We start from the raw sequence: 19,136 nt of genomic DNA, 5'->3' as shown, positions 1-19,136 counted from the left end.
AAATCAAATATGGTCAGCCTGTGTATCAGTACGGACTCATCGGAAACTGCCAAATTTCCGCGCTGATCAGTGCACAAGGGTCTCTCGACTGGCTGTGCCTCCCGAGACCAGACAGCCCACCGATCTTCGGGAAAATCCTGGACCAGGAGGGTGGCCAGTTTTCCATCTCCGCATCCATCCCGTCCTCGGAAACGACCACGACACAACAATACCTCCCAAACACCAATATCCTAATTACCACCGTCTCGTTACCCAATGGGGACGCCTTCCGGATTACCGACTTTTGCCCTCGCTTCCTGCAATATGGCCGTATCTATCGTCCAGCCGCCCTCTTTCGGATCGTCGAGCCGCTGAGCGGATCACCGTCGATTCGTGTCTGTTGCAAGCCAGTCTCCGGTTGGGAGAAAGCGCCGGTTCGACCTGTCCGCGGCAGCAGCCACGTTCGATACGATATTCGGGGAGACTACTTGCGGTTGCTGACGAATATGCCGCTGACGTACCTCTGCGAGGAAACGCCGGTCATCCTGACGTCGAAGATGTACTTCGCACTGACGTGGGGACTCGGGATTGAAGATGATCTCGTGAAAGTCAGTCACGAATTTCTCGATCAGACGACCAAGTACTGGCGGACCTGGGTCAAACAGTGCTCGATCCCGGTCATCTATCAGGAGGAGGTCATCCGCTCGGCCCTCGCACTGAAACTCAACTGTTACGAGGACACCGGCGCGATTCTCGCTGCGCCCACCACCAGCTTGCCCGAGGAGCCAGGGGGGCCACGAAACTGGGACTATCGCTACTGCTGGCTACGCGATGCCCATTTCTCGCTTTCGGCGTTTCACAATCTCGGCCAGTTTGAAGAAATGGAAGGCTTCCTAAAGTTTCTTCTGAATGTCGGCTATGCCAGTGAGCAATCCCACGATCGCTTGGCGCCGGTGTATAAACTCAGTCAGGACCTGCCCCTTCCGGAAACTGAGTATGCCAACTGGCAGGGATTTCTCGGAAGCCGGCCCGTGCGAAGCCACAACCAGGCAGCCGAACATATACAGAGCGACGTGTACGGCGAGATGATTCTCACGCTGGCTCCCATCTTCTTTGACAATCGATTCATTGACCTGCGGACCAAAGAACATGAAGCGCTGGTCGCCAATTTGGTCCGCCTCTGTGAGCGAAGCATCTCTCAGCCGGATGCCGGACCATGGGAGATTCGTAATGGCTGGAAGGAGCATTCGTTCACGAATCTCATGTGTTGGGCCGGACTAGACCGAGCCTACCGTATGCAGCAAGCCGGGTTCCTCCGCGATCTACCGACCAACCTGGACAGCGCCCGCGCGCGAGCGGCAAATGCTTTGTTGCAAGCCACCAAGAACAAGGCCCTCCGGAATGGACCGACTGACGAGAGTTACGACGCCTCCTTAGCTCAATTGGCCATTCTCGGATTTCCAGATCGAGAGGTGTGCGATACGACGATCACGCAGATCAAACACGCCCTCGCCGTGCGCCAAGACGGAAAGGAAACGGGATTTTTCTTCCGCTACCTACGGCAAGACGATTTCGGCAAGCCTCAGTCGAGCTTTGTCATTTGCTCATTCTGGGTCGTTCAAGCGCTCGCCAAACTGGGTCGTCTCGCTGAGGCAAAGCAGATCATGAAGCAGATTCTCACCGGGGCCAATGGCGTCGGGCTCTTTGCGGAGCACTTCGTGCCGGAAACTCGCGTCCAACTCGGGAACTTCCCGCAGGCCTATTCCCACGTCGGCTTGATCAACGCCGCGTTCGCCGTCAGCCCGCCATGGAGTGACGTGCTGTAGCAGCACAGTGAACGTATCCACCCTCTTCCATTAGGAGCATTCCGGAAACAGACAGTGGAGTCTCTGCAATCAGTGCTGCCGTGAGAGGCTTATCAGTCTTCTTTCAATCCCATAAACCATAGAAGAGGTGTCGGATCACCCCAAGGAAAGCATATTGGTGGGTTGAAGACTCTTTCCGGCGGCGTCCATGAAGGGATGAGCCGCCGAGATTAAAGCAAAGTCACTGGAGGTGTTTATCCGCGGGCGCCAGTTCGATAAAACGAAAAAGAGCCCGCGGGTCAACCGAAGGTTGGTTTGGTGGAGGCGAGGCGCTCAACCCATCGTTGATAGCCTCTATTGGCCCCTCTCTCACCTTCACAATCCAAGGGACAGTGCTTGCCACATGACACCTAACTCGGTGCCCTTGAGCCCCCACTTGATCGAATCTTCTTGGGCTTGTCGTGGTATATCCAAACAGGTATAATCGCCCCATGAAACCGCTTCGTTTTCTCGGAGACTCGCTGGAGTGTATCCGACGGTTTCCGGAACCGGTGCGACATGATGCGGGATACCAACTGGAACGAGTCCAGCATGGCAAGGCCGCGAGGGACTTCAAACCGATACCGTCGGTCGGAAAGGGAGTCGAAGAGCTACGCGTGTGGGGTGAATCTGGCACATATCGCGTGCTCTATATAGCCCGCTTCGCTGAAGCCGTCTACGTACTGCATGCGTTTCAGAAGAAAACACGGGCCACGAGCGAGCGCGACATCGAGCTGGCAAGAACGCGGTATGCTGAACTTAGGGGAGGGAGATATGACTAAGAGGATCCACAGTTTCAACAGTGTGTGGGATGCCTTGGCCGATACACCCGAACAGGCGGCGAATTTGCGTGCGCGATCTGGACTCATGCGGCAAATCACCGAGGTCATTGAGGAGAACGGGTGGACTCAGATGGAAGCGGGCGCTCAATGTGGGGTCACGCAGCCGCGGATTAATGATCTTCTCCGCGGACGGATCTCGCGCTTTTCATTAGATGCGCTGGTGAACATGGCCGCGGCGCTTGGGAGGCCCGTCCGAGTCGAATTAGAACATCCCAAGCACAGGCGGCTAACCCGGGTGCGTCGTTCTGCTTAATCCCAACTTCGGACAGGGGTCTACCCTACCGGATCAGCGATGCTGAGAACGTTGCTGGAGGGACACATCCTGTGTGAACCCATTGGGGAGGACCACAGGCCCGGTTACCGCTTCACGGCAACCGGGACATTTGGTCGACTGTTGACCGGAACCAGCGTGATCAACGCTGGTGGTGGAGGCGAGGGGAGTTGAACCCCTGTCCGAAGATCGTTAGTGCACTGTATCTACATGTGTAGCCGACAATTTAAATTTCGCCGCCGTCCACGCCAGTCGGCAGGCTTAGAACAGCCGCTAGCCCAGAAAGTTCTCGTCCGCAGCCGCTGAGCACCGGCCTTGGACCAGCCCGCTGCATCGCGCTCTTCCACCCCCGCGGGCATCAGATGGAAGAACGTCGCAGTTAATTAAGCTGCGAGTGCCAGTTCTTGATTGGCAGTTGCGTTTTCTCGGACTTTTACGAGTTCCCGAGAGCTCGACATGCAACAGTGACCTCAGTATCCCCGTCGAAACCGGTCGCCCCCTTTGTTCAGGTTGTAGAAAATGACCGCCAGCTGCGATCTCGCTCACTGCGGCCTTGTCAGAAGACCTTTTTGAATATCTTCAAAAGATTCCTGACTCACCGATACTTATCATAGATACTCATGATACCGCACCAGTCAATGGGAAGCCACCTGCCAACAGTTTCCCGCCCATGGGTATTGTATCAAGGGCGCCACCGCACCCTTCTATGCTTTCGCTACTTCATCCAGGCTTGGCCGGATGAGGTACGGGCCATAGACCCACGCAAAGAGCAGGTAGGCCCCACTCCAACAGAGCGCAGAGAGGCCAAGTAGCGTATAGGTGAGAGCCGTAGGAATATCGATATTGGGAACCAAGATTCGCAGGAGCGCCCCAACATTGATCAGCACATACATCGACACGGTAAACCCGTCAGCATGCCGCGGTCGTCCCGTGTGGCCAAGACTCGCGCGAGTCATCACCGCGAGCGTCATCGCGCCCATCGCTCCAGTGGTGAGGAGATGAACCGCGTTTTCAGGAGAGAAGCCAACCCCTAGAATCGATGCCCCAAGGGCGATGAGAAACAGCGCCACCCATCCATACCCGATATGCAGAATCAGCACGAGTGGTTCTTTCCAGGTCCTCCACCCTCCCCAGCGGAAAAGACGTACCACGCTCGCCACCCCAGCTACGAAAAGCGCGGTTCCTGTCCACATACTTTCCGGACCAATGATCCAGCTGATGACGCTCACTAACACAAGAATGATTGCGCCTCCATCAGTCTGAGAAAATACCTCCGGCAGTCTGAATACGTTCCGGTCAGCCAGGTACTCACGCGTAAAGGTGGAAGCGAGACGTCCTCCGATGATCGTCAATAACATCGTCATGACGGAGAGCGCCAGCCGTTCGGGAAGGTCTGTCGGCATGCCACGCAACGCAGCCACATGAAAGAGAATATTGGCGCCGGCAATAAAACTGACCAGCACACCAATCGGTGCGCGATCCCAGCTGCGAGCTGCAACGATTTCCCTCCAGACATAGGTAGCCAAGATAACTAGAAAAGCTCCATCGACAACTGCGGCAGCGGAGGCTCCCGGTAGAGGCACTGCCACGAGCAACCGTCCTGCCAGCCACGGCAGAAACAGGGTCAGTAACGGTGCCCCTCTCAACGGCATTCGGTCCGTCCAATTAGGCATGGCCGTCAATAAGAATCCGGCAATCAAGGCCGGCAGATACCCGAAAAGCATCTCATGAACGTGCCACTCACGCGGGGAATACAAAAAGACCGCTTGAGTCTTCCCTGCAAACAAGGCAACCCAGACAAGGACGGATAGCGCAGCAAACAGCGCAGCACCCAGGAAGAACGGGCGAAACCCATATGATAAGAACGCCGGGCCTTCGTAGGGAGGAAACGTCGGTTCGTCATCCTCTTGCGGCACGGTTGCAGCTGACTGGCCAGCCATCTGAATCTCGTTTGGTGTCATAGTACTTGATTGTGTGGTGTAGGTCAGAGCCTGTCAACCGAGGGCAAGAGTTCTATGGGCGGCCCGTCGGTCTTATCCCAGGCGGTTCAGAAACCGTTTGGAGGCAGGATAGGTGCTCCAAAGCAGTTTGAGGGTGATGGATGTCAACAACGCCGTGAGTTGTGTGGATTGCTCTTCCGTTTTGGCTACGAGATCTTGCCCCCGTAAGCGTGCCCACACGTCGTGCAAGGTGGTGTGGTGCTTCGAAACCAAGGTTTTCACGTTCTCGATCCAGAACCTGGGATCTTCGGGATCGGCAACATACTGTCCTTGGCCTCGGCCGAAATGAGCAATGGCCAGATACCGGATGATGACGTCTTGAACCAGCAAATCCAGATACTCATCCGACCACGTCACCGGAGTCGGGATACTCCCCGCCCGCCGTTCTGCCCAGGCTTCCCCTCCGAGAAATCCAAGCACACCTCCCACCACTGCCCCGGCGACCGTGAACAGGCCCATGCTGACCCCACCCGTCGCCGCATCAAGATGGAGCCCGGCATAGGCTCCGCTGGTCAGGGCTCCACCGATCCCGCCGATGGCGGTCCCACTGAGGGTCGCATCACCACGGCTCTGCGAGCCTCGTTGTACTTCGACATGTTCCATCCTAGCCTGGATCACGCCGATCGCATTCCCTTCCAGGCCATGCAAGGCAATGACCCCTTTCGTCGTCGTTCCAACCTCGTTCACCAAGTCCTTTAAGAGGCCATCGACGGCCTGTTGTTTCTGCATTTCCATCGGTGAGCCGTCACCCCTGGTCATCACCCGAGACTTCGCGGCGCGTGACACCAGCATAGCCCACTGCTCCATCGCCGCATGGAAGACGGTCAGATTCGCGGTTTGCCAGACGGTGAACAATCGATTCATGAGCTGGCGATCGTGAGAAGGGAGCAGCGATTGAATGGTCTCGAATAGAATACCTTCCTGGACCCAACAGCGGCTGAATGCATCAAGGCTATGCACACCCCTGACGAAGCCATACCGAGCGAAGTAATCCTTCCAAGGTTGTTCGAGACACTGCTGTTCTGCACGGTCCCTGGGGGGGCCGGTTTGGTTCAGCAGAACGATGACGGGCTTCCCGATCCATTCCAGTAGTTGCAGTTCCGGCGCGATGTATCCGGCCATGCTCGGTTCTTCGGTCGCATTCACCAGGTAGAGAACGACGTCCGCCTCTTGCTGGACATTCAACACCGCCTGTTGAGCACACCATGAAGGCCGGTCACGAAATCGATCCCACACTTCCGTCACAATCCGTACGATCGGATTCTTGGCCCCCTGTAACCGCGAGAGGATCTTTTGGCAGTTGGGAAAGCCGGGCGTGTCCCAGAGCTGGAGAGACTCCCCTACGTCCGTTTCCAACACCGTGTACTTTTGATTCTCAAGCGTGACATGAGCCCGATCGGCGACGAGGCCGATATCCTTCCGGAGCAGGGTTCTAGCCAGCGTGGTCTTTCCGATATTCGTATGGGAAATCAAAGAAAGGGCGATCTGCGATTTCTCGACACTCATTGTGTTCCTCGAAAATCACCAGGCCACAAACTATCGGACAAGGCTCCCAGTTCCCCCTCCGGCGGTCCGGAAGGGTCTCGGTATTTCAGGGCCTGGAGTCCGCACTCTTTCGCCAGCGTCACCCAAGCCTGGCATCGTTCCCTCAACCGCTTTTCATGGTCGATCTGCGTATAGGCTTCGCAATCCAATAGAACCAGCAGCATGTTGGGTCGGCCTTTACCTCGAACCATGGTTTTTAGCTCCTCCAAAAATTCGCTGTGTGTTTCCTCGGGAGCCTGGGCCACATTGAACAGGACCACGGCACAAAGACCGCGATCGGGATCGGTTGGAAATTGTGGAGGAGGCTCGCCGTACTGGACTGAGTGCCCCATGTGAATGTCCGCCAGAACGCCGAAAGCGTCGCTGAGGAATGCCAGAAGCCGATCATCGGCCTCCTTCACACGATGGCTATAGGCCAATACCTCCACAAGCGACCCCTTTCCTCGATAGGGATTCAGGAGACGCCGAAAATACGGTTCATCGCTCGGCAGCTGGACATCGGCGGCCTGTCGGGTCTTGCCCATCCATGCAGTCACGGCGAGCAGGGTTCGCGGGAGAACGATGAACAGCACCGTGGTCATCGCCCAGAAATGAATCCAGATCGCCGCATTACCCCTGGCCGTACCGCGTAGGTCGGCGATGGCTTCCACGCCAGGCATCGGGATCCCCAAGAACCAACCAGCCGGTGCGAAAAGGATAGAGAGAAAGGTGTGGACTCCCTCAGCCTCTATGAACGTGCTGTCCCATCCCGCCTTGTACAGAAAACTGAAACCACGCAGGTAGAGCCCCACAATCACACCTATCGCCAGTGCTGCCGCAGCCACATGAAGCAGGCTGCGGGCATGGGTGAGCAGCAATTCACGGCTACTGTGAAGCAGGCGTGCCGCGTAGGTCGCGAGGGATGCTGCAATCCATTGCTGTTCGTCGGAACTTTGTGCGCGATCAGACCGAAGTCGGCTGAGCCGTCCCTTCACGACCAGTCCCAAGAGCCATTCCACCAACCCCGGCAGACCTGGCTGCGACCGATCTCGTGACGGTCGGGGTACAACCATGCTGTAGAGCAACCCGATATAGGCCACCGCATGCCAGAGCAGGAGAGTGAGAAGGGGGAAATTCAGAAGGTTAATGTGGCCAGCTGGTCCGATAGGGTCGGCGAGGAAGCCTCCCACCAGGGCACAGCCGATCAGCAGCGTGACCGGAGTCTTGATCCGTAAGACGGCGAAAGCTGAGTTGAACACAGGATGCTTGTGCGTCAGTCGATTGACAATGTGCTCGGCCCGTTCAATAACCCGAGCGTCACCAGCCCGCATTGGATCCTCTGCGACCGTGCGGTCTCTTGGATCGTTTCCATGGCGAGGCGGCTCCCGTTCGTACCGCAAGATAAACTTGTGGTCCGGGTCATGTTCTTCGCAAGCCTGAACCAGTAGCACCTTAGCAAGTTGGGCAGGCGTCATCGATGGTCAGCTACGTACTTGCTGTTCAGAATGGATGGTCCCCCCCCCATATCGCGACTCGGCGCATTATCGAGTTCCGGAATGATTCCGTCAATGACATGTTGGGGGTTCTTCATCCCGTATCATGCGGCTGTGGGTCTCTGTACGAAGATCTGTATCATTTCGTCTCCTTGGACGTATCACTTGAGATACGGTCTGCAGTAGAAACCATTCCAGCGTGAGCGTCGGATCACACCTGGGAAGCATGCTCCAGTCTCAACCTTGACAAGCACATACGGCCACGCAGCGGTGCAAGTTTCCCCGTGGCATCATCATTGCGTATGTAAATGAGTCATTACGAGTACAGATCATCTGTGCTCGACCTACTCTCAAGGAGGGACTCCCATGAAATGCGCGAGATGCAGTGGCTTAATGGTTGTGGATCACTTACTGGATATACAGGAAAGTTATGTGCCGATGTGGATGCGGGGGCTGCGCTGCGTAGCCTGCGGCAATATCGAGGATCCCCTCATCCATTATAATCGGATGATGCACGAGGCTCGAAGAATCAGAAGGCGCATGTCGCGTGTGGTGCACCCACTCGCTGCACAAACTCAGGCAGCATAGCTGGGTTCCGACCACTTCCTCGTGGGCTCGTCACGGCTCGCTTCCCGTTCGCCCGGCAGTAACAGACCGGCAACGGGCCATCGTCTGCGTAGCGAGCCCTGCTCGAGCCTGGCAGACAGCGACGCTCGCCTCACGTGTTCTTTCTCGTGGACTCCCAAGGGCTTTCCACGGCTTTCAGTATGAATTGAGAGCTGAGCGTCGACCGCCGACAACCAATCGCGCTGATCGTTATTGATCTCCATTGACCACAGCCAACACCCGCCGGCCATAGCGTTCTGCTTTCATCTCACCGATACCCGGAATCTCTAACAAGGCTGCCGGCGTCCCCGGCTTGTAGCCTGCAATGGCCTTCAACGTTTTATCGTGAAAAATCAGGAACGGCGCCACGCCCTCTTCCTCGGCCAGTTCAGAACGGAGTTGCCTAAGCCGTTCAACCAGTTGTCGATCCGGCACTGACGCCTGAGCGATGCCTACAAAGACAGCAGACGAGCGACGTGGCTTGTCCACCGATACATCGGCCTGAGGGTCCTCTCGCTGTGGCAATGCTACCGCACAAACCCCTTGCAGTACCTCTCGCCCCTTGGACGTCAATTCGAGCGTGGGATACTCGGTACCCTCGATGCGAAGATACCCTGACTGAATGAGATTCTTCACCAGACCAGTCACAACGGGCTTGGTCTGAGCCCGACAGATACCGTAGGTCGGACAGTTTTCTGCACCATAGGCCAACAGCGCCTTCGAACGACTTCCACGAAGCATGTCGACGATGCGGCCCATGCCGAACCGCTCCATACACCAGGACACGGTTTCCAAGATGGCCTTCGCGGAAACTTCGGTTTTGTGGGAGATCAAGCGGCCAGGTTGTTGCGCTGGCGTGACACAACGATCGCACAGGCCGCATGGGCCTAACGCCCGCTCGGCGTCGTCGCTGAAATACTCAAGAATCGCGAGCTGCCGACAGGTCGACGTCGAAACATACCCCAACATTTCTTGAAGAAGCGTCTTCATTCGCCCAGCGCGATCCGTGCCCTCAGGATCTTTTGATGCCTGCTCGATAAAGTATTCTTGCGTGGCCAGATCACGCTCATGGAACAACAACGCACACGCCGCGGGCCGTCCATCGCGACCGGCACGCCCCACCTCCTGGTAATAGGCCTCGAGACTTCCAGGAATGTCGAAATGGACGACCAAACGAACGTCCGGCTTATCGATGCCCATGCCGAAGGCATTCGTCGCGGCCAGGATTCGGACCGTTCCTCGACGAAACTCCTCATGGACCATCCGTCGTTCCTCATCCGAAAGACCAGCGTGGTAATAGCTGACTGCCGGATACGAGTGTCCCAGCCATGCAGCCACCTCCTCCACGCCCCGGCGGGTCGCGCAATAGACCAGGATCGTCCCCTTCTCCGTTTTGCCAACCACGCGTTCCAGCGTCGCTAATTTCTCCTGGCGGGACTGGCAAAGATGAACGGACAGGGCCAGATTCGCTCGACGAAACCCTGCGACGAGTCGGAAGGGATCACGAAGCGACAACCGTTGGCACAGATCCACCTGCACACGAGCGGTAGCCGTGGCAGTCAACGCCAAACAGGGAGGATTTGTGAGCTCCTGCCGCAGGCGGCCAATCTTGAGATAATCGGGCCGAAAATCATGGCCCCACTGGGAAATGCAGTGTGCTTCGTCGACCACCAACAACGACACCCAGAGGGAACGCAACAACCGGAGAAATCCCTCGTGTTGCATCCGTTCCGGCGCCACGTAGAGCAACTGCAGCCGCCGCTCCTGGAGATCCTGCGTTACGCGATTCTTTTCTAACCCAGTGAGGCTGGAGTGAAACGCCGCCGCAGAAATCTTCCGCTGCTTCATGGCCGTCACTTGATCTTGCATCAACGCGATAAGCGGAGAAATTACCAGCGTCAACCCAGGGAGCAGGGTCGCCGGCAATTGGTAACAGAGCGACTTCCCCTGCCCCGTTGGCATAACCGCCATCGCATCGCGCCCCGCCGACACGGCGCGAATGACGTCTTCCTGGCCAGGCCGAAACGTCATAAACCCAAACCGTTCATTGAGCTGTCGAGTCAGATCATTCACAGGGAAGATCAATCAGCACGATAGAGTGGTACTACGAATCAAAGTGAATGGAGTATAGACAACTAGCGGCAAGCAAGTCGAGCGGGCGAGATCGCACGATAGGAGCTCCCCCCCCCAGCTTGCCAGGTGAGATGCACGATGTGCAAGCGCGTCACAATCTTCGCCTCTCATATCGCGGCATGTATACTGACTTGCATTTTGCAAGTTACAGTGCTACCCTCACCGCTGAGTATCACTGACACACAGGCTATCTGCAGCGCTATGACATTCAAACGCTCATCCTGCCCGATCACCAATGTTCTGGATCTCCTCGGGGATAAGTGGACGTTGCTGGTGATTCGCGATGTGGTCTTGGGCAAACGACGCTATCAGGAGTTCTTAGCCTCACCGGAAGCCATGGCATCAAACATCTTGGCGGAGCGATTAAACAGATTACTGGCTGCCGGCCTGATCCGTCGGCATGCCTATCAACGAAATCCCGTTCGCTACGAATATCGCTTGACCAAGAGAGGAGAGGGTTTGGAACCAATCCTAGAGGCGATCATTGTCTGGGGAAAGAAACAGTACCCGGGTACCAAAAAATTCCCCCGAGTCCGGGCATCGGAAACGCGGACACCGCATGCACGCAACCTCAAACCGCAGAAGGCATGATGCACGACCAGTAGCAGCAAGCACCGCAACCTGAAACGCAGAAATGCGATCACTCGCAATCCATTGAAAGAGGAGGGAAGAGCAATGCCATTATGGAAAGTCTATCATCCTGTCGGAGCGTTCACAGCGGAGGATAAGAAGGCACTGGCCCAACGGGTAACGGCAGTGTATGCCAGTATCCCGATCCCGAAGTTCTACGTGGTGTTCGTCTATGAGGAGATGGCGGAAAACTCATGCTATGTGGGTGGGGAACTACACAACAAGTTTATTCGGTTCAAGATCGACCAGATCGCCAGAACGGTACCAGGGCCGGTGCTCCGAGAGTGGTGGGTCAGGACACTTGATACCGTCATTGCCCCGTTCGTCAAGGACAGGGGGTATGACTGGGAGGTGTCCATCGACGAAACACCCTGCGACCTCTGGTCTCTTCAAGGAGAACTGGCCCCGCCGTTCGAATCGGTAGCAGAAAAGCGGTGGGTCAAGGAAAATAAAGCGAGTGCCTATACCTTGGCGGAAAAGCTCCCCGTCAATCTTGTTCTCACTCCCGGAGTCGCGGACCGATAGGCTTCACCACCCGTCGTACCCAAGAGAGATGACGGTCGACATGACAGCGTCGTCTTTCTTGCGGTGCGAAGTGGGGTACTCACCCGGTCTGCCAAAAATCGGCCCGAGCCTGGGTAGTCCGGAGAAAATAATCAGGAAAGAACTGAGCGGGAAGACATCAGTGGAAATGGTCAGGCGGCCAATGATTTGACTTCAGCAGCCTGGTCTCCCACCAGATTCAGTCCATCAAGTCGCTGGATTTTCGGCTGATAGGCACTCACCTTACGCATAATCATGACTCTCAAATCTTCATCAACATGAGCAAGCGCTTCTCGCACTCCAGCGATATCACCGTCCTCCGCCAGATGGGCGACAATGCCGATAAGCGGCAAGACTCCGGCATCGCCCATGGCCTTGGCAATCTCGATGCCCCCAGACCGATCTCCGGCCTTGACGAAGACTTGCGGCAACTCAAGGTAGAAGTGACTGGCCAAGAGCGACGGATCAGGGCACGAAACGATGGTATCTTTCACGGCCTGGACATTCCCCCGCTCTGATTCGACGAATAGCATCATTTGCCAGGCCTCTCGCAAGTACCGCTTATCAACGATCTCATTTGCAGTTTGCCGCGCCTCAGTGATATCGCCCGCGAGCGCTTGTCTGATCGCCTGGTCCTTCAACTGTGCATCCGTCATTGTTTGGGTTGTCATCATGTCTTGGCTCCTCTCTGCACTTGGTCGGACGACGAAATTGGAAATTCAAAACGCCTATTTCGAAATCTAGCGGTGAATGCCGTTCTTGTCGATCTTTTCCCGCCAAATTGACAGACCCATCCTCCGTCCAATCGGCGTGACACCTCTAACGATCAATCCTTGCTTCTATTCGCGAGGTCTTTGCTTGAGAACGATACAGAATTGGAATGTATCTGCGAGCCTGACTCACGGCCATTCAAGAATCATTTTTTTGTTACGCGCAGAGGCCCAACAGACTTTCCACGGAAGGAATATATAGACTTAAGCCATTGGCTTTCTTGCTACTTTTTCAGATTTGAATCCTGAAGAATTTCATTTTTCCGCTTCGCTTGCGCATCTGAAATGTCCAGCTATACTTCCCCAATGCGCTCAACAAAATACATCATCGTGCAAGACGGAGACGGGTGGCGCGGCTACCTGGAAGGCTACCAAGAGCAAGAAGCCTATGGGGAATCGTTCGAAGAGCTGCAGATCAAGCTGTGGCAACTACACCAAGAGCTCATCGCCCAAGAATCAGAACAGGGCCAATACGGGAGCGGGGAACAGGACCGGCATCATGGTCATACATCTACGCTCCCCCGTCACACCCCCACCTCGTCCCGCCCTATGTCGCGCGCCCAGATCAAGCGAAAAGCGCGGGTGGAGCAGCTCATGTTTGCAATGATTAGCAATCGCTGAGCCCGACCGGCGTTCAGCCACTCTCCTGTCACCAACCGCATGACCGCCGAACACAGAATACTGCGAAACGCTTCTGAGCTCAGCCTCTCATAAACTATTCAGCTCACCCAGCAGCACGAGACCAACGGTTGCTGCGGTATTCGCCTGACCTATCAGCCGATCTCACCCTGGAATCAACGCCTCTTTCACACGGCATGCCTCGATCTTTCCCACATCTTTCTCCGCCTGCGCCAAGCCATAGGCAACCTGCCAACGTTGCCGTCTCCCAACCAATTATTTCGACACACCTGTAAGATTCGCGTCCGGAAACCGACTTTGTAAAGGAGATAACCGAATGTTTCTATTCACCACCTTCTCTCCGTACCTGGGGAAGCTCCGATTGACCCGATAGGCGAAGTGTTGATACACATATTTCGTAGGTATTCTGATCAACTCTGCGAGGCCGGCCATGCCGATTGATGACATCACACACAAGGTCAGTGAGCGCTATGCCAAAGCCGCCAGTACCGGCGAAGAGATGTGCTGCCCCACCAGCTACGACATGGGACATCTCAAAACCTTCATTCCTGAAGCAGTACTCAAGATCTCCTATGGATGCGGCACACCGGCAGGTCTCAAGACGGTGCAGGCCGGTGAGACAGTCTTGGACATTGGGTCGGGCGGCGGGATTGATTGCTTTGAGGCCTCCCGCTTGGTGGGTCCCACAGGCCGCGTGATCGGAATCGACATGACCGATACGATGCTGGAGATTGCCCGAACACATGCAGCGGGCGTGGCCACGAATCTGGGCTATCCCACCTCGAACGTGGAGTTTCGCAAAGGCCTGGCGGATGCAATGCCCGTAGACGAAGGGACGATCGACCTGATCATCTCGAATTGCGTCATCAACCTGGCACCGGATAAGCGGAAGGTGTTTCAGGAAATGTATCGAGTTGCCAAGCCCGGCGGACGGTTCACCATCTCAGACATCGTGTCCGATCACATCGTGCCGCAGTACCTTGTCCATGACACCCCAAAATGGGGAGACTGTTTATCCGGCGCCTTGACGCTCACCGACTACATGAACGACATGACGGCAGCCGGCTTTCTTGGTATTCATCTGGTGAAATTTTCGCCCTGGCGCATCATCGATGGCATCCATTTCTTTTCCGTGACGCTGACCGGGTACAAGCTACCTCCGGCACCAGCGACTTCCTCATTCCAATATGCGACCCTTCGTGGCCCCTTCAGCCGGGTCGTGGTTGAAGGAGGCGCAGCGTATCGGCGTGGCATATCACAGCCGATCACGTCGGATGAGGCACTGTTGTTGAGCACCCCTCCCTTCGCTGAACACTTTCTCTTGGCCGCAGAGCCTGTGACGTTCGACAACCATGACCCACGTTGGACGGCTATCTTCCCGGCTGATGCCCCATGCACCTGGCAAGGCCATTATGCGTTGCTGGCCGGTCCCTTCGTTGAAGCAGCCGATGACGATCACCATGTCTATCGCCGCGGCGAGCCGCTAGAAATCTGTTCCAAAACAGTGACTGTTCTGGAGAGCGAGGGGTATCAGCCTCACTTTGTCATTTTGAATCGAGCCGGGAATCGCGTCAGCGGTGAAGCCGTCACCTGTTCTCCAAATGGAGGCTGCTGCTAGATGCCACTCACGTTGCTTGGCCGAAGCAACCCCCTCGCCTCAGCGGCTGAACAACTCCGTATCCTCGATCAACCGAGCGGTTCTCCACCGTTCGACCTGCGACTCACCCAAGCTGGAATGTTCCCTCTGCGTGCGAGCGGCATCACGGTCTTCCAAATCAATGTCGGTAAGCTCTGTAACCAGACCTGCCGCCACTGCCACGTGGATGCCGGGCCGGATCGTCCTGAAACGATGTCCTTAGAAACGGCAGAGCACTGTATGCGGGCTCTGGCGAAGACGGACATTCCCACAGTGGATATCACAGGTGGCGCGCCGGAGCTGAATCCCCTTTTTCGCTGGCTCGTCGAACAATCCCGCAGGCTTGGTCGGCATGTGATGGATCGCTGCAATCTGTCCGTGTTGCTGCTTCCTTCCCAGGCGGATCTCGCGGAATTCCTGGCTCACCACCAGGTGGAAATCATCGCCTCGCTTCCGTCGTACCGTGCCAGCCAAACTGATGCACAACGAGGCGACGGCATTTTTGAGAAATCGATGGAGGCACTTCGTCTGCTGAACCGGTTCGGCTATGGCCGTTCGGATAGCGGGCTCGCCCTGAACTTGGTCTACAATCCCGTCGGCGCGTTCCTGCCTCCAAAGCAGGAATCGATCGAAGCACAGTTTAAGAAAGAATTGCGGACCCGGCATGGGATCGAGTTCAACCGGCTCTACACGATCACCAACATGCCAATCAGCCGGTTCCTGGAGTTCCTCCTCGAAAGCGGCAACTATGATCAATATATGACGCGCCTGGCCAATGCGTTCAGCCCGACTGCAGCCGCCGGCGTCATGTGCCGGTACACGTTGTCCGTCGGATGGGACGGCAGACTCTACGACTGTGACTTCAACCAGATGCTCGAACTCCCGGTTGATCACGGAGCGCCGTCGTATATCCGCGACTTTGATCCTGATCAACTCCACCATCGCCAGATCGTCACGCGCAACCATTGCTTCGGTTGCACGGCCGGCTCCGGTTCATCCTGTAGCGGGACTACTGCTTAGAGGGTCTTCATGGACCTGTCAGTCCTCACATTTCTCTTGATCCTCCTGCTCTCCTTTGCGAACGGCACGAATGACGTGTCAAAGGCCATCGCCACATTGGTCGGCAGCGGCGTCACAAACTATCGAACTGCCATCATCTGGGGCACATGGTGGACGATGATCGGAGCTGCCACTGCGGCGTTCGTGGCCAGCGCGATGGTCAAGACGTTCAGCAGCGGGCTCATCGAACCAGGCCTCGCCATCCCCTCTTCCCTAGCTCCGGCAATCCTAAGTGGTGCTGTGCTCTGGGTGCTCTTTGCCTCAAAGACCGGACTTCCGGTCTCTACCACCCATGCCTTGACCGGCTCGCTCGTGGGAGCCGGCCTCATGGCGTTTGGAACCGAGGGCTTGATCTGGGACACGGTTTCAAAAAAGATCGCGCTTCCTTTATTGCTGAGCCCCTTCCTTTCGTTCGCGGTCTCGTGCCTGGCTCACCCTCTTCTGCGCCTGGTTGCGAACCGATGGGAAGGCCTCTGTGTCTGTGTCCTGCCAAGCCATCGCGCTCTCGTCACGATCGACGCACAGGGGTGCACCCGGACCCTATTTCAGGCCGGAGGTCTCGGCGTACCGATCGCGTCGGTGCCCTCGCAATGCGACCGCGCAGGCCTGTCCGGCCCAACGCTTGGCCTCGACTCCATCCACTGGCTCTCAAGCGGGCTGACGTCCCTGGCCCGAGGTATGAACGATGCGCCAAAGATTGCCGCGATGCTGTTACTCGGAAGTCTCCAGGCTGGCTGGCCCAGTGTGGCTCTGCAACTGCTCGTGTTTGCCGGTGTGGCGATCGCCATGGGAATCGGCAGCTATTGGGGTGGGCGCCGCGTCACGGAAGTGCTTGCGGAAGATGTGACGACGATGAATCATGTGGAAGGATTGTCCGCCAATCTCACAACCTCTTCGCTCGTGCTTCTCTCCGGATCGCTTGGCCTGCCGGTCTCAACCACCCACCTCAGCAGCTCCGCGATCATCGGTATTGGTCTGTTGAAAGGATCGTCCGCCGTCCGCTGGACTACTGTGCGGGAAATGATCCTTGCATGGATAGTGACGCTCCCTGCCGCTGCGCTCCTAGCTTGTCTGGCCTATATTGTCCTGACCAGGGTCCTATAGGCCTTGTCTATCACGGCAACAGTCTGCTATGGTGCCGATCTGTCATTCATTGTCATTGGAATTCCTACATTACTGATATGGTCTGGGACCCAAAAGATCCGTGGGGCAAAAAGCCTGACCCGCTTGAGGAAGTTCTCAAGCAGGCCCAGTCGCAATTCAAGGACATCCTTCCTCCTGGTGGCCTGAAAAGCCTCATCCCCTCTGGCGGAGCCTGGAATATCATCATCGCCGCTTTGGTGATCTTTCTCGTCTGGCAGAGTGTGTTTATCGTCGCCCCGGATGAAGAAGGTGTCGTGAAACGATTCGGCGTTCCGGTTCGGGCCGTAGAGCCAGGTCCGCACTTCAAGATTCCTCTGATTGAATCCGTCCTCCAACCGAAAGTCGCCAAACTCTTTCGCGTAGAGGTCGGGTTCCGCACCAATCAACAAGGCCGCCAGCAGATGGTGCCTCAGGAAGCCTTGATGCTGACCGGTGATATGAACATCCTCGCCATCGAATTCATCGTCCAATATAAGATTAAAGAGGCCCGCGACTTCTTGTTCAACGTGGCGGACATCCATGAAACCATTGGTAAAGCAGCCGAAGCCTCCATGCGTGAAGTCGTCGGAAAAAGTAAGATCGACGAAGCTCTGACCACTGGAAAAGCCGTGATTCAGCAGGACACCTTGATGTTGCTGCAAACGATTCTCGATCAGTACCATGCTGGCGTACAAATTGCCGCCGTGCAACTTCAAGACGTTGATCCTCCGGAAGCGGTCGCCGCCGCGTTCAAAGACGTCACCAATGCCAAGGAAGATAGAGAGAAGCTCATCAACCAATCCCAAAGCTACCGGAACGACATCATTCCGAGAGCCAAGGGTGAAGCCGCCGAGCTGGTGAACCGGGCCAGAGGCTTCGCGCAGGCTCGGCTCAATCGTGCCCAGGGCGAGGCGAACCGCTTCCTGGCTACCCTCAAAGAGTACAACCAAGCGAAAGACGTGATCAGCAAACGGATTTATATCGAAACCATGGAAGAAATCCTTCCGAACATGGAGAAAGTCATCATCGACGGGAAAGGCGGCGAACGGGTGTTGCCGTATCTCCCGCTGGACCGCCTCTCCAAGTCTAGATCCTCATCCCTCGCCAAACCGACCCAGCAACTGGAGGCTGATGAATCCAGACCGGAGCCTACCTCCATTCAAAAGCCGAGAGGTGGCCGTCCATGACGAAACAAGGGATCGTTATCGCGCTCCTCGCCGTGACCGTTGGATTGTTCGTGCTGGGAGCGTCTCCCCTTTTCGTCGTAGACGTGATCCAGACGGCCATCGTCGTGCAACTCGGCAAACCCGTTCGAAATATCACCGAACCAGGGTTGTATGTCAAAATGCCGTTCGTCCAGGAGGTAACGTACTTCGAGAAACGATTGCTGGATTACGATTCAAACGCGCAGGATGTCATTACCTCCGACAAGAAGACCCTCTTGCTGGATAACTTTGCGAAATGGCGCATCGTCGACCCGTTAAAGGTCTATCAGAACTTCCAAAGCCAGCGGGGCGCGCTCCAGCGGCTGCATGACATTATCTATTCCGAGCTCCGCGTCGAGTTGGGTCGCCATGAGTTGCTTGAAATCGTGTCGAGCACGAGAGCGGACATCATGAAGGTGGTGACCGAACGGGCACACGAGAAGGCATCAGTCTACGGCATCGAGATTCAGGACGTTCGGATTAAGCGCGCTGATTTGCCTGAGCAAAATGAGAAAGCGGTCTTTGCTCGGATGCAGGCGGAACGGGAACGACAGGCGAAGCAATATCGAGCTGAGGGCGCGGAAGAAGCGCAAAAAATCAGATCGGAAGCCGAAAAAGACCGTGAAATTCTTCTGGCCCAAGCCTATAAGGAGTCGGAAGAACTTCGAGGCGGCGGCGATGCCAAAGCGTTTCGGATCTATGCTGACGCCTACCGACAGGACCTGAAGTTTTTCGAGTTCACCCGCTCCATGGAAGCCTACAAGAGCGCCTTCAAAGATGGCACGACCCTGGTGATGAGCCCAGATTCGGAATTCTTCCGATACTTGAAGCAGCGCTGAG

16 protein-coding genes and 1 other RNA gene are annotated in these 19,136 nt (G+C 56.2%); 11 read left to right on the top strand and 6 right to left on the bottom strand.

Annotated features, from left to right (window positions below; all coding sequences use genetic code 11):
- The first annotated feature begins 20 nt into the window (after nt 1–20).
- The 3 genes from E8D52_13640 (at nt 21) to E8D52_13630 (ending at nt 2,918) form a co-directional block, all read left to right on the top strand.
- Nucleotides 21–1,805: a glycoside hydrolase family 15 protein gene (locus E8D52_13640; protein ID TKB66731.1), complete on the top strand. Its 1,785-nt coding sequence runs from the start codon at nt 21–23 to the stop codon at nt 1,803–1,805.
- A 470-nt stretch (nt 1,806–2,275) separates the two neighbouring features.
- Nucleotides 2,276–2,605, top strand: coding sequence for a type II toxin-antitoxin system RelE/ParE family toxin (locus E8D52_13635; protein TKB66730.1), 330 nt, complete (start codon nt 2,276–2,278; stop codon nt 2,603–2,605).
- Nucleotides 2,598–2,918 carry an XRE family transcriptional regulator gene (locus tag E8D52_13630; protein TKB66729.1) on the top strand — a complete coding sequence of 107 codons (321 nt, stop codon included), beginning with the start codon at nt 2,598–2,600 and terminating at the stop codon, nt 2,916–2,918. Before E8D52_13635 ends, E8D52_13630 begins: the two co-directional genes overlap by 8 nt.
- Nucleotides 2,919–3,088: 170 nt before the next feature.
- Here E8D52_13630 and ssrA read toward each other — a convergent pair.
- The 5 genes from ssrA to E8D52_13605 form a co-directional block, all read right to left on the bottom strand.
- Nucleotides 3,089–3,436: a transfer-messenger RNA gene (gene ssrA / locus E8D52_13625) on the bottom strand.
- A 204-nt stretch (nt 3,437–3,640) separates the two neighbouring features.
- Entirely contained in the window at nt 3,641–4,897 is a 1,257-nt protein-coding gene (locus tag E8D52_13620) for an NnrS family protein (protein TKB66728.1), read from the bottom strand.
- Between the two features lie 72 nt (nt 4,898–4,969).
- Complete coding sequence (locus tag E8D52_13615; GenBank protein TKB66727.1) at nt 4,970–6,442, bottom strand: DUF3482 domain-containing protein; 1,473 nt, start codon at nt 6,440–6,442, stop codon at nt 4,970–4,972.
- The gene (locus tag E8D52_13610; protein TKB66726.1) at nt 6,439–7,935 is read right to left on the bottom strand and encodes a DUF2868 domain-containing protein; all 1,497 of its coding nucleotides are present in this window, start codon (nt 7,933–7,935) and stop codon (nt 6,439–6,441) included. The genes E8D52_13615 and E8D52_13610 overlap by 4 nt, the downstream gene beginning before the upstream one ends.
- Before the next feature lie 834 nt (nt 7,936–8,769).
- A complete protein-coding gene (locus E8D52_13605; protein ID TKB66725.1) occupies nt 8,770–10,632 on the bottom strand; it encodes an ATP-dependent DNA helicase RecQ in 1,863 nt (620 codons plus the stop codon).
- A 261-nt stretch (nt 10,633–10,893) separates the two neighbouring features.
- Between E8D52_13605 and E8D52_13600 the strand changes: the two genes are divergently transcribed.
- Together E8D52_13600 and E8D52_13595 are read left to right on the top strand one after the other, a co-directional pair.
- Nucleotides 10,894–11,283: a helix-turn-helix transcriptional regulator gene (locus E8D52_13600; protein TKB66724.1), complete on the top strand. Its 390-nt coding sequence runs from the start codon at nt 10,894–10,896 to the stop codon at nt 11,281–11,283.
- Between the two features lie 84 nt (nt 11,284–11,367).
- Entirely contained in the window at nt 11,368–11,847 is a 480-nt protein-coding gene (locus E8D52_13595) for a 4-oxalocrotonate tautomerase (protein TKB66723.1), read from the top strand.
- 170 nt (nt 11,848–12,017) lie between these two features.
- Here the strand turns inward: E8D52_13595 and E8D52_13590 are convergent, their stop codons facing one another.
- On the bottom strand, nt 12,018–12,539 hold the full coding sequence (locus E8D52_13590; GenBank protein ID TKB66722.1) for a hypothetical protein: 522 nt from the start codon (nt 12,537–12,539) through the stop codon (nt 12,018–12,020).
- A 402-nt stretch (nt 12,540–12,941) separates the two neighbouring features.
- Between E8D52_13590 and E8D52_13585 the strand changes: the two genes are divergently transcribed.
- The 6 genes from E8D52_13585 (at nt 12,942) to E8D52_13560 (ending at nt 19,135) form a co-directional block, all read left to right on the top strand.
- A complete protein-coding gene (locus tag E8D52_13585) occupies nt 12,942–13,256 on the top strand; it encodes a hypothetical protein (protein TKB66721.1) in 315 nt (104 codons plus the stop codon).
- A gap of 448 nt (nt 13,257–13,704) precedes the next feature.
- Nucleotides 13,705–14,892, top strand: coding sequence for a methyltransferase domain-containing protein (locus E8D52_13580; protein TKB66720.1), 1,188 nt, complete (start codon nt 13,705–13,707; stop codon nt 14,890–14,892).
- A complete protein-coding gene (locus E8D52_13575; protein ID TKB66719.1) occupies nt 14,893–15,930 on the top strand; it encodes a radical SAM/Cys-rich domain protein in 1,038 nt (345 codons plus the stop codon).
- Nucleotides 15,931–15,939: 9 nt separating this feature from the next.
- A complete protein-coding gene (locus tag E8D52_13570) occupies nt 15,940–17,073 on the top strand; it encodes an inorganic phosphate transporter (GenBank protein TKB66718.1) in 1,134 nt (377 codons plus the stop codon).
- A gap of 77 nt (nt 17,074–17,150) precedes the next feature.
- Nucleotides 17,151–18,278, top strand: a complete 1,128-nt coding sequence (gene hflK, locus E8D52_13565; GenBank protein ID TKB66717.1) for an FtsH protease activity modulator HflK — start codon at nt 17,151–17,153, stop codon at nt 18,276–18,278.
- The gene (locus tag E8D52_13560; GenBank protein ID TKB66716.1) at nt 18,275–19,135 is read left to right on the top strand and encodes a protease modulator HflC; all 861 of its coding nucleotides are present in this window, start codon (nt 18,275–18,277) and stop codon (nt 19,133–19,135) included. Before hflK ends, E8D52_13560 begins: the two co-directional genes overlap by 4 nt.
- Nucleotide 19,136 lies beyond the last annotated feature (1 nt).

The sequence above is a fragment of the Nitrospira sp. genome (assembly GCA_005116745.1).
Taxonomy (GTDB): Bacteria; Nitrospirota; Nitrospiria; order Nitrospirales; family Nitrospiraceae; genus Nitrospira_D.
Note: the sequence above shows the minus strand (reverse complement) of the source record. Positions and strands in the feature narration are given on the sequence as shown.

What these genes read in the sequence shown, in the direction of transcription:
- E8D52_13635 (TKB66730.1), top strand. Translation starts at nt 2,276, where the DNA reads ATGAAACCGCTTCGTTTTCTCGGAGACTCGCTGGAGTGTATCCGACGG.
- E8D52_13630 (TKB66729.1), top strand. Translation starts at nt 2,598, where the DNA reads ATGACTAAGAGGATCCACAGTTTCAACAGTGTGTGGGATGCCTTGGCC.
- E8D52_13620 (TKB66728.1), bottom strand. Translation starts at nt 4,897, where the DNA reads ATGACACCAAACGAGATTCAGATGGCTGGCCAGTCAGCTGCAACCGTG.
- E8D52_13615 (TKB66727.1), bottom strand. Translation starts at nt 6,442, where the DNA reads ATGAGTGTCGAGAAATCGCAGATCGCCCTTTCTTTGATTTCCCATACG.
- E8D52_13610 (TKB66726.1), bottom strand. Translation starts at nt 7,935, where the DNA reads ATGACGCCTGCCCAACTTGCTAAGGTGCTACTGGTTCAGGCTTGCGAA.
- E8D52_13600 (TKB66724.1), top strand. Translation starts at nt 10,894, where the DNA reads ATGACATTCAAACGCTCATCCTGCCCGATCACCAATGTTCTGGATCTC.
- E8D52_13595 (TKB66723.1), top strand. Translation starts at nt 11,368, where the DNA reads ATGCCATTATGGAAAGTCTATCATCCTGTCGGAGCGTTCACAGCGGAG.
- E8D52_13590 (TKB66722.1), bottom strand. Translation starts at nt 12,539, where the DNA reads ATGATGACAACCCAAACAATGACGGATGCACAGTTGAAGGACCAGGCG.
- E8D52_13585 (TKB66721.1), top strand. Translation starts at nt 12,942, where the DNA reads ATGCGCTCAACAAAATACATCATCGTGCAAGACGGAGACGGGTGGCGC.
- E8D52_13580 (TKB66720.1), top strand. Translation starts at nt 13,705, where the DNA reads ATGCCGATTGATGACATCACACACAAGGTCAGTGAGCGCTATGCCAAA.
- E8D52_13575 (TKB66719.1), top strand. Translation starts at nt 14,893, where the DNA reads ATGCCACTCACGTTGCTTGGCCGAAGCAACCCCCTCGCCTCAGCGGCT.
- E8D52_13570 (TKB66718.1), top strand. Translation starts at nt 15,940, where the DNA reads ATGGACCTGTCAGTCCTCACATTTCTCTTGATCCTCCTGCTCTCCTTT.
- hflK (TKB66717.1), top strand. Translation starts at nt 17,151, where the DNA reads ATGGTCTGGGACCCAAAAGATCCGTGGGGCAAAAAGCCTGACCCGCTT.
- E8D52_13560 (TKB66716.1), top strand. Translation starts at nt 18,275, where the DNA reads ATGACGAAACAAGGGATCGTTATCGCGCTCCTCGCCGTGACCGTTGGA.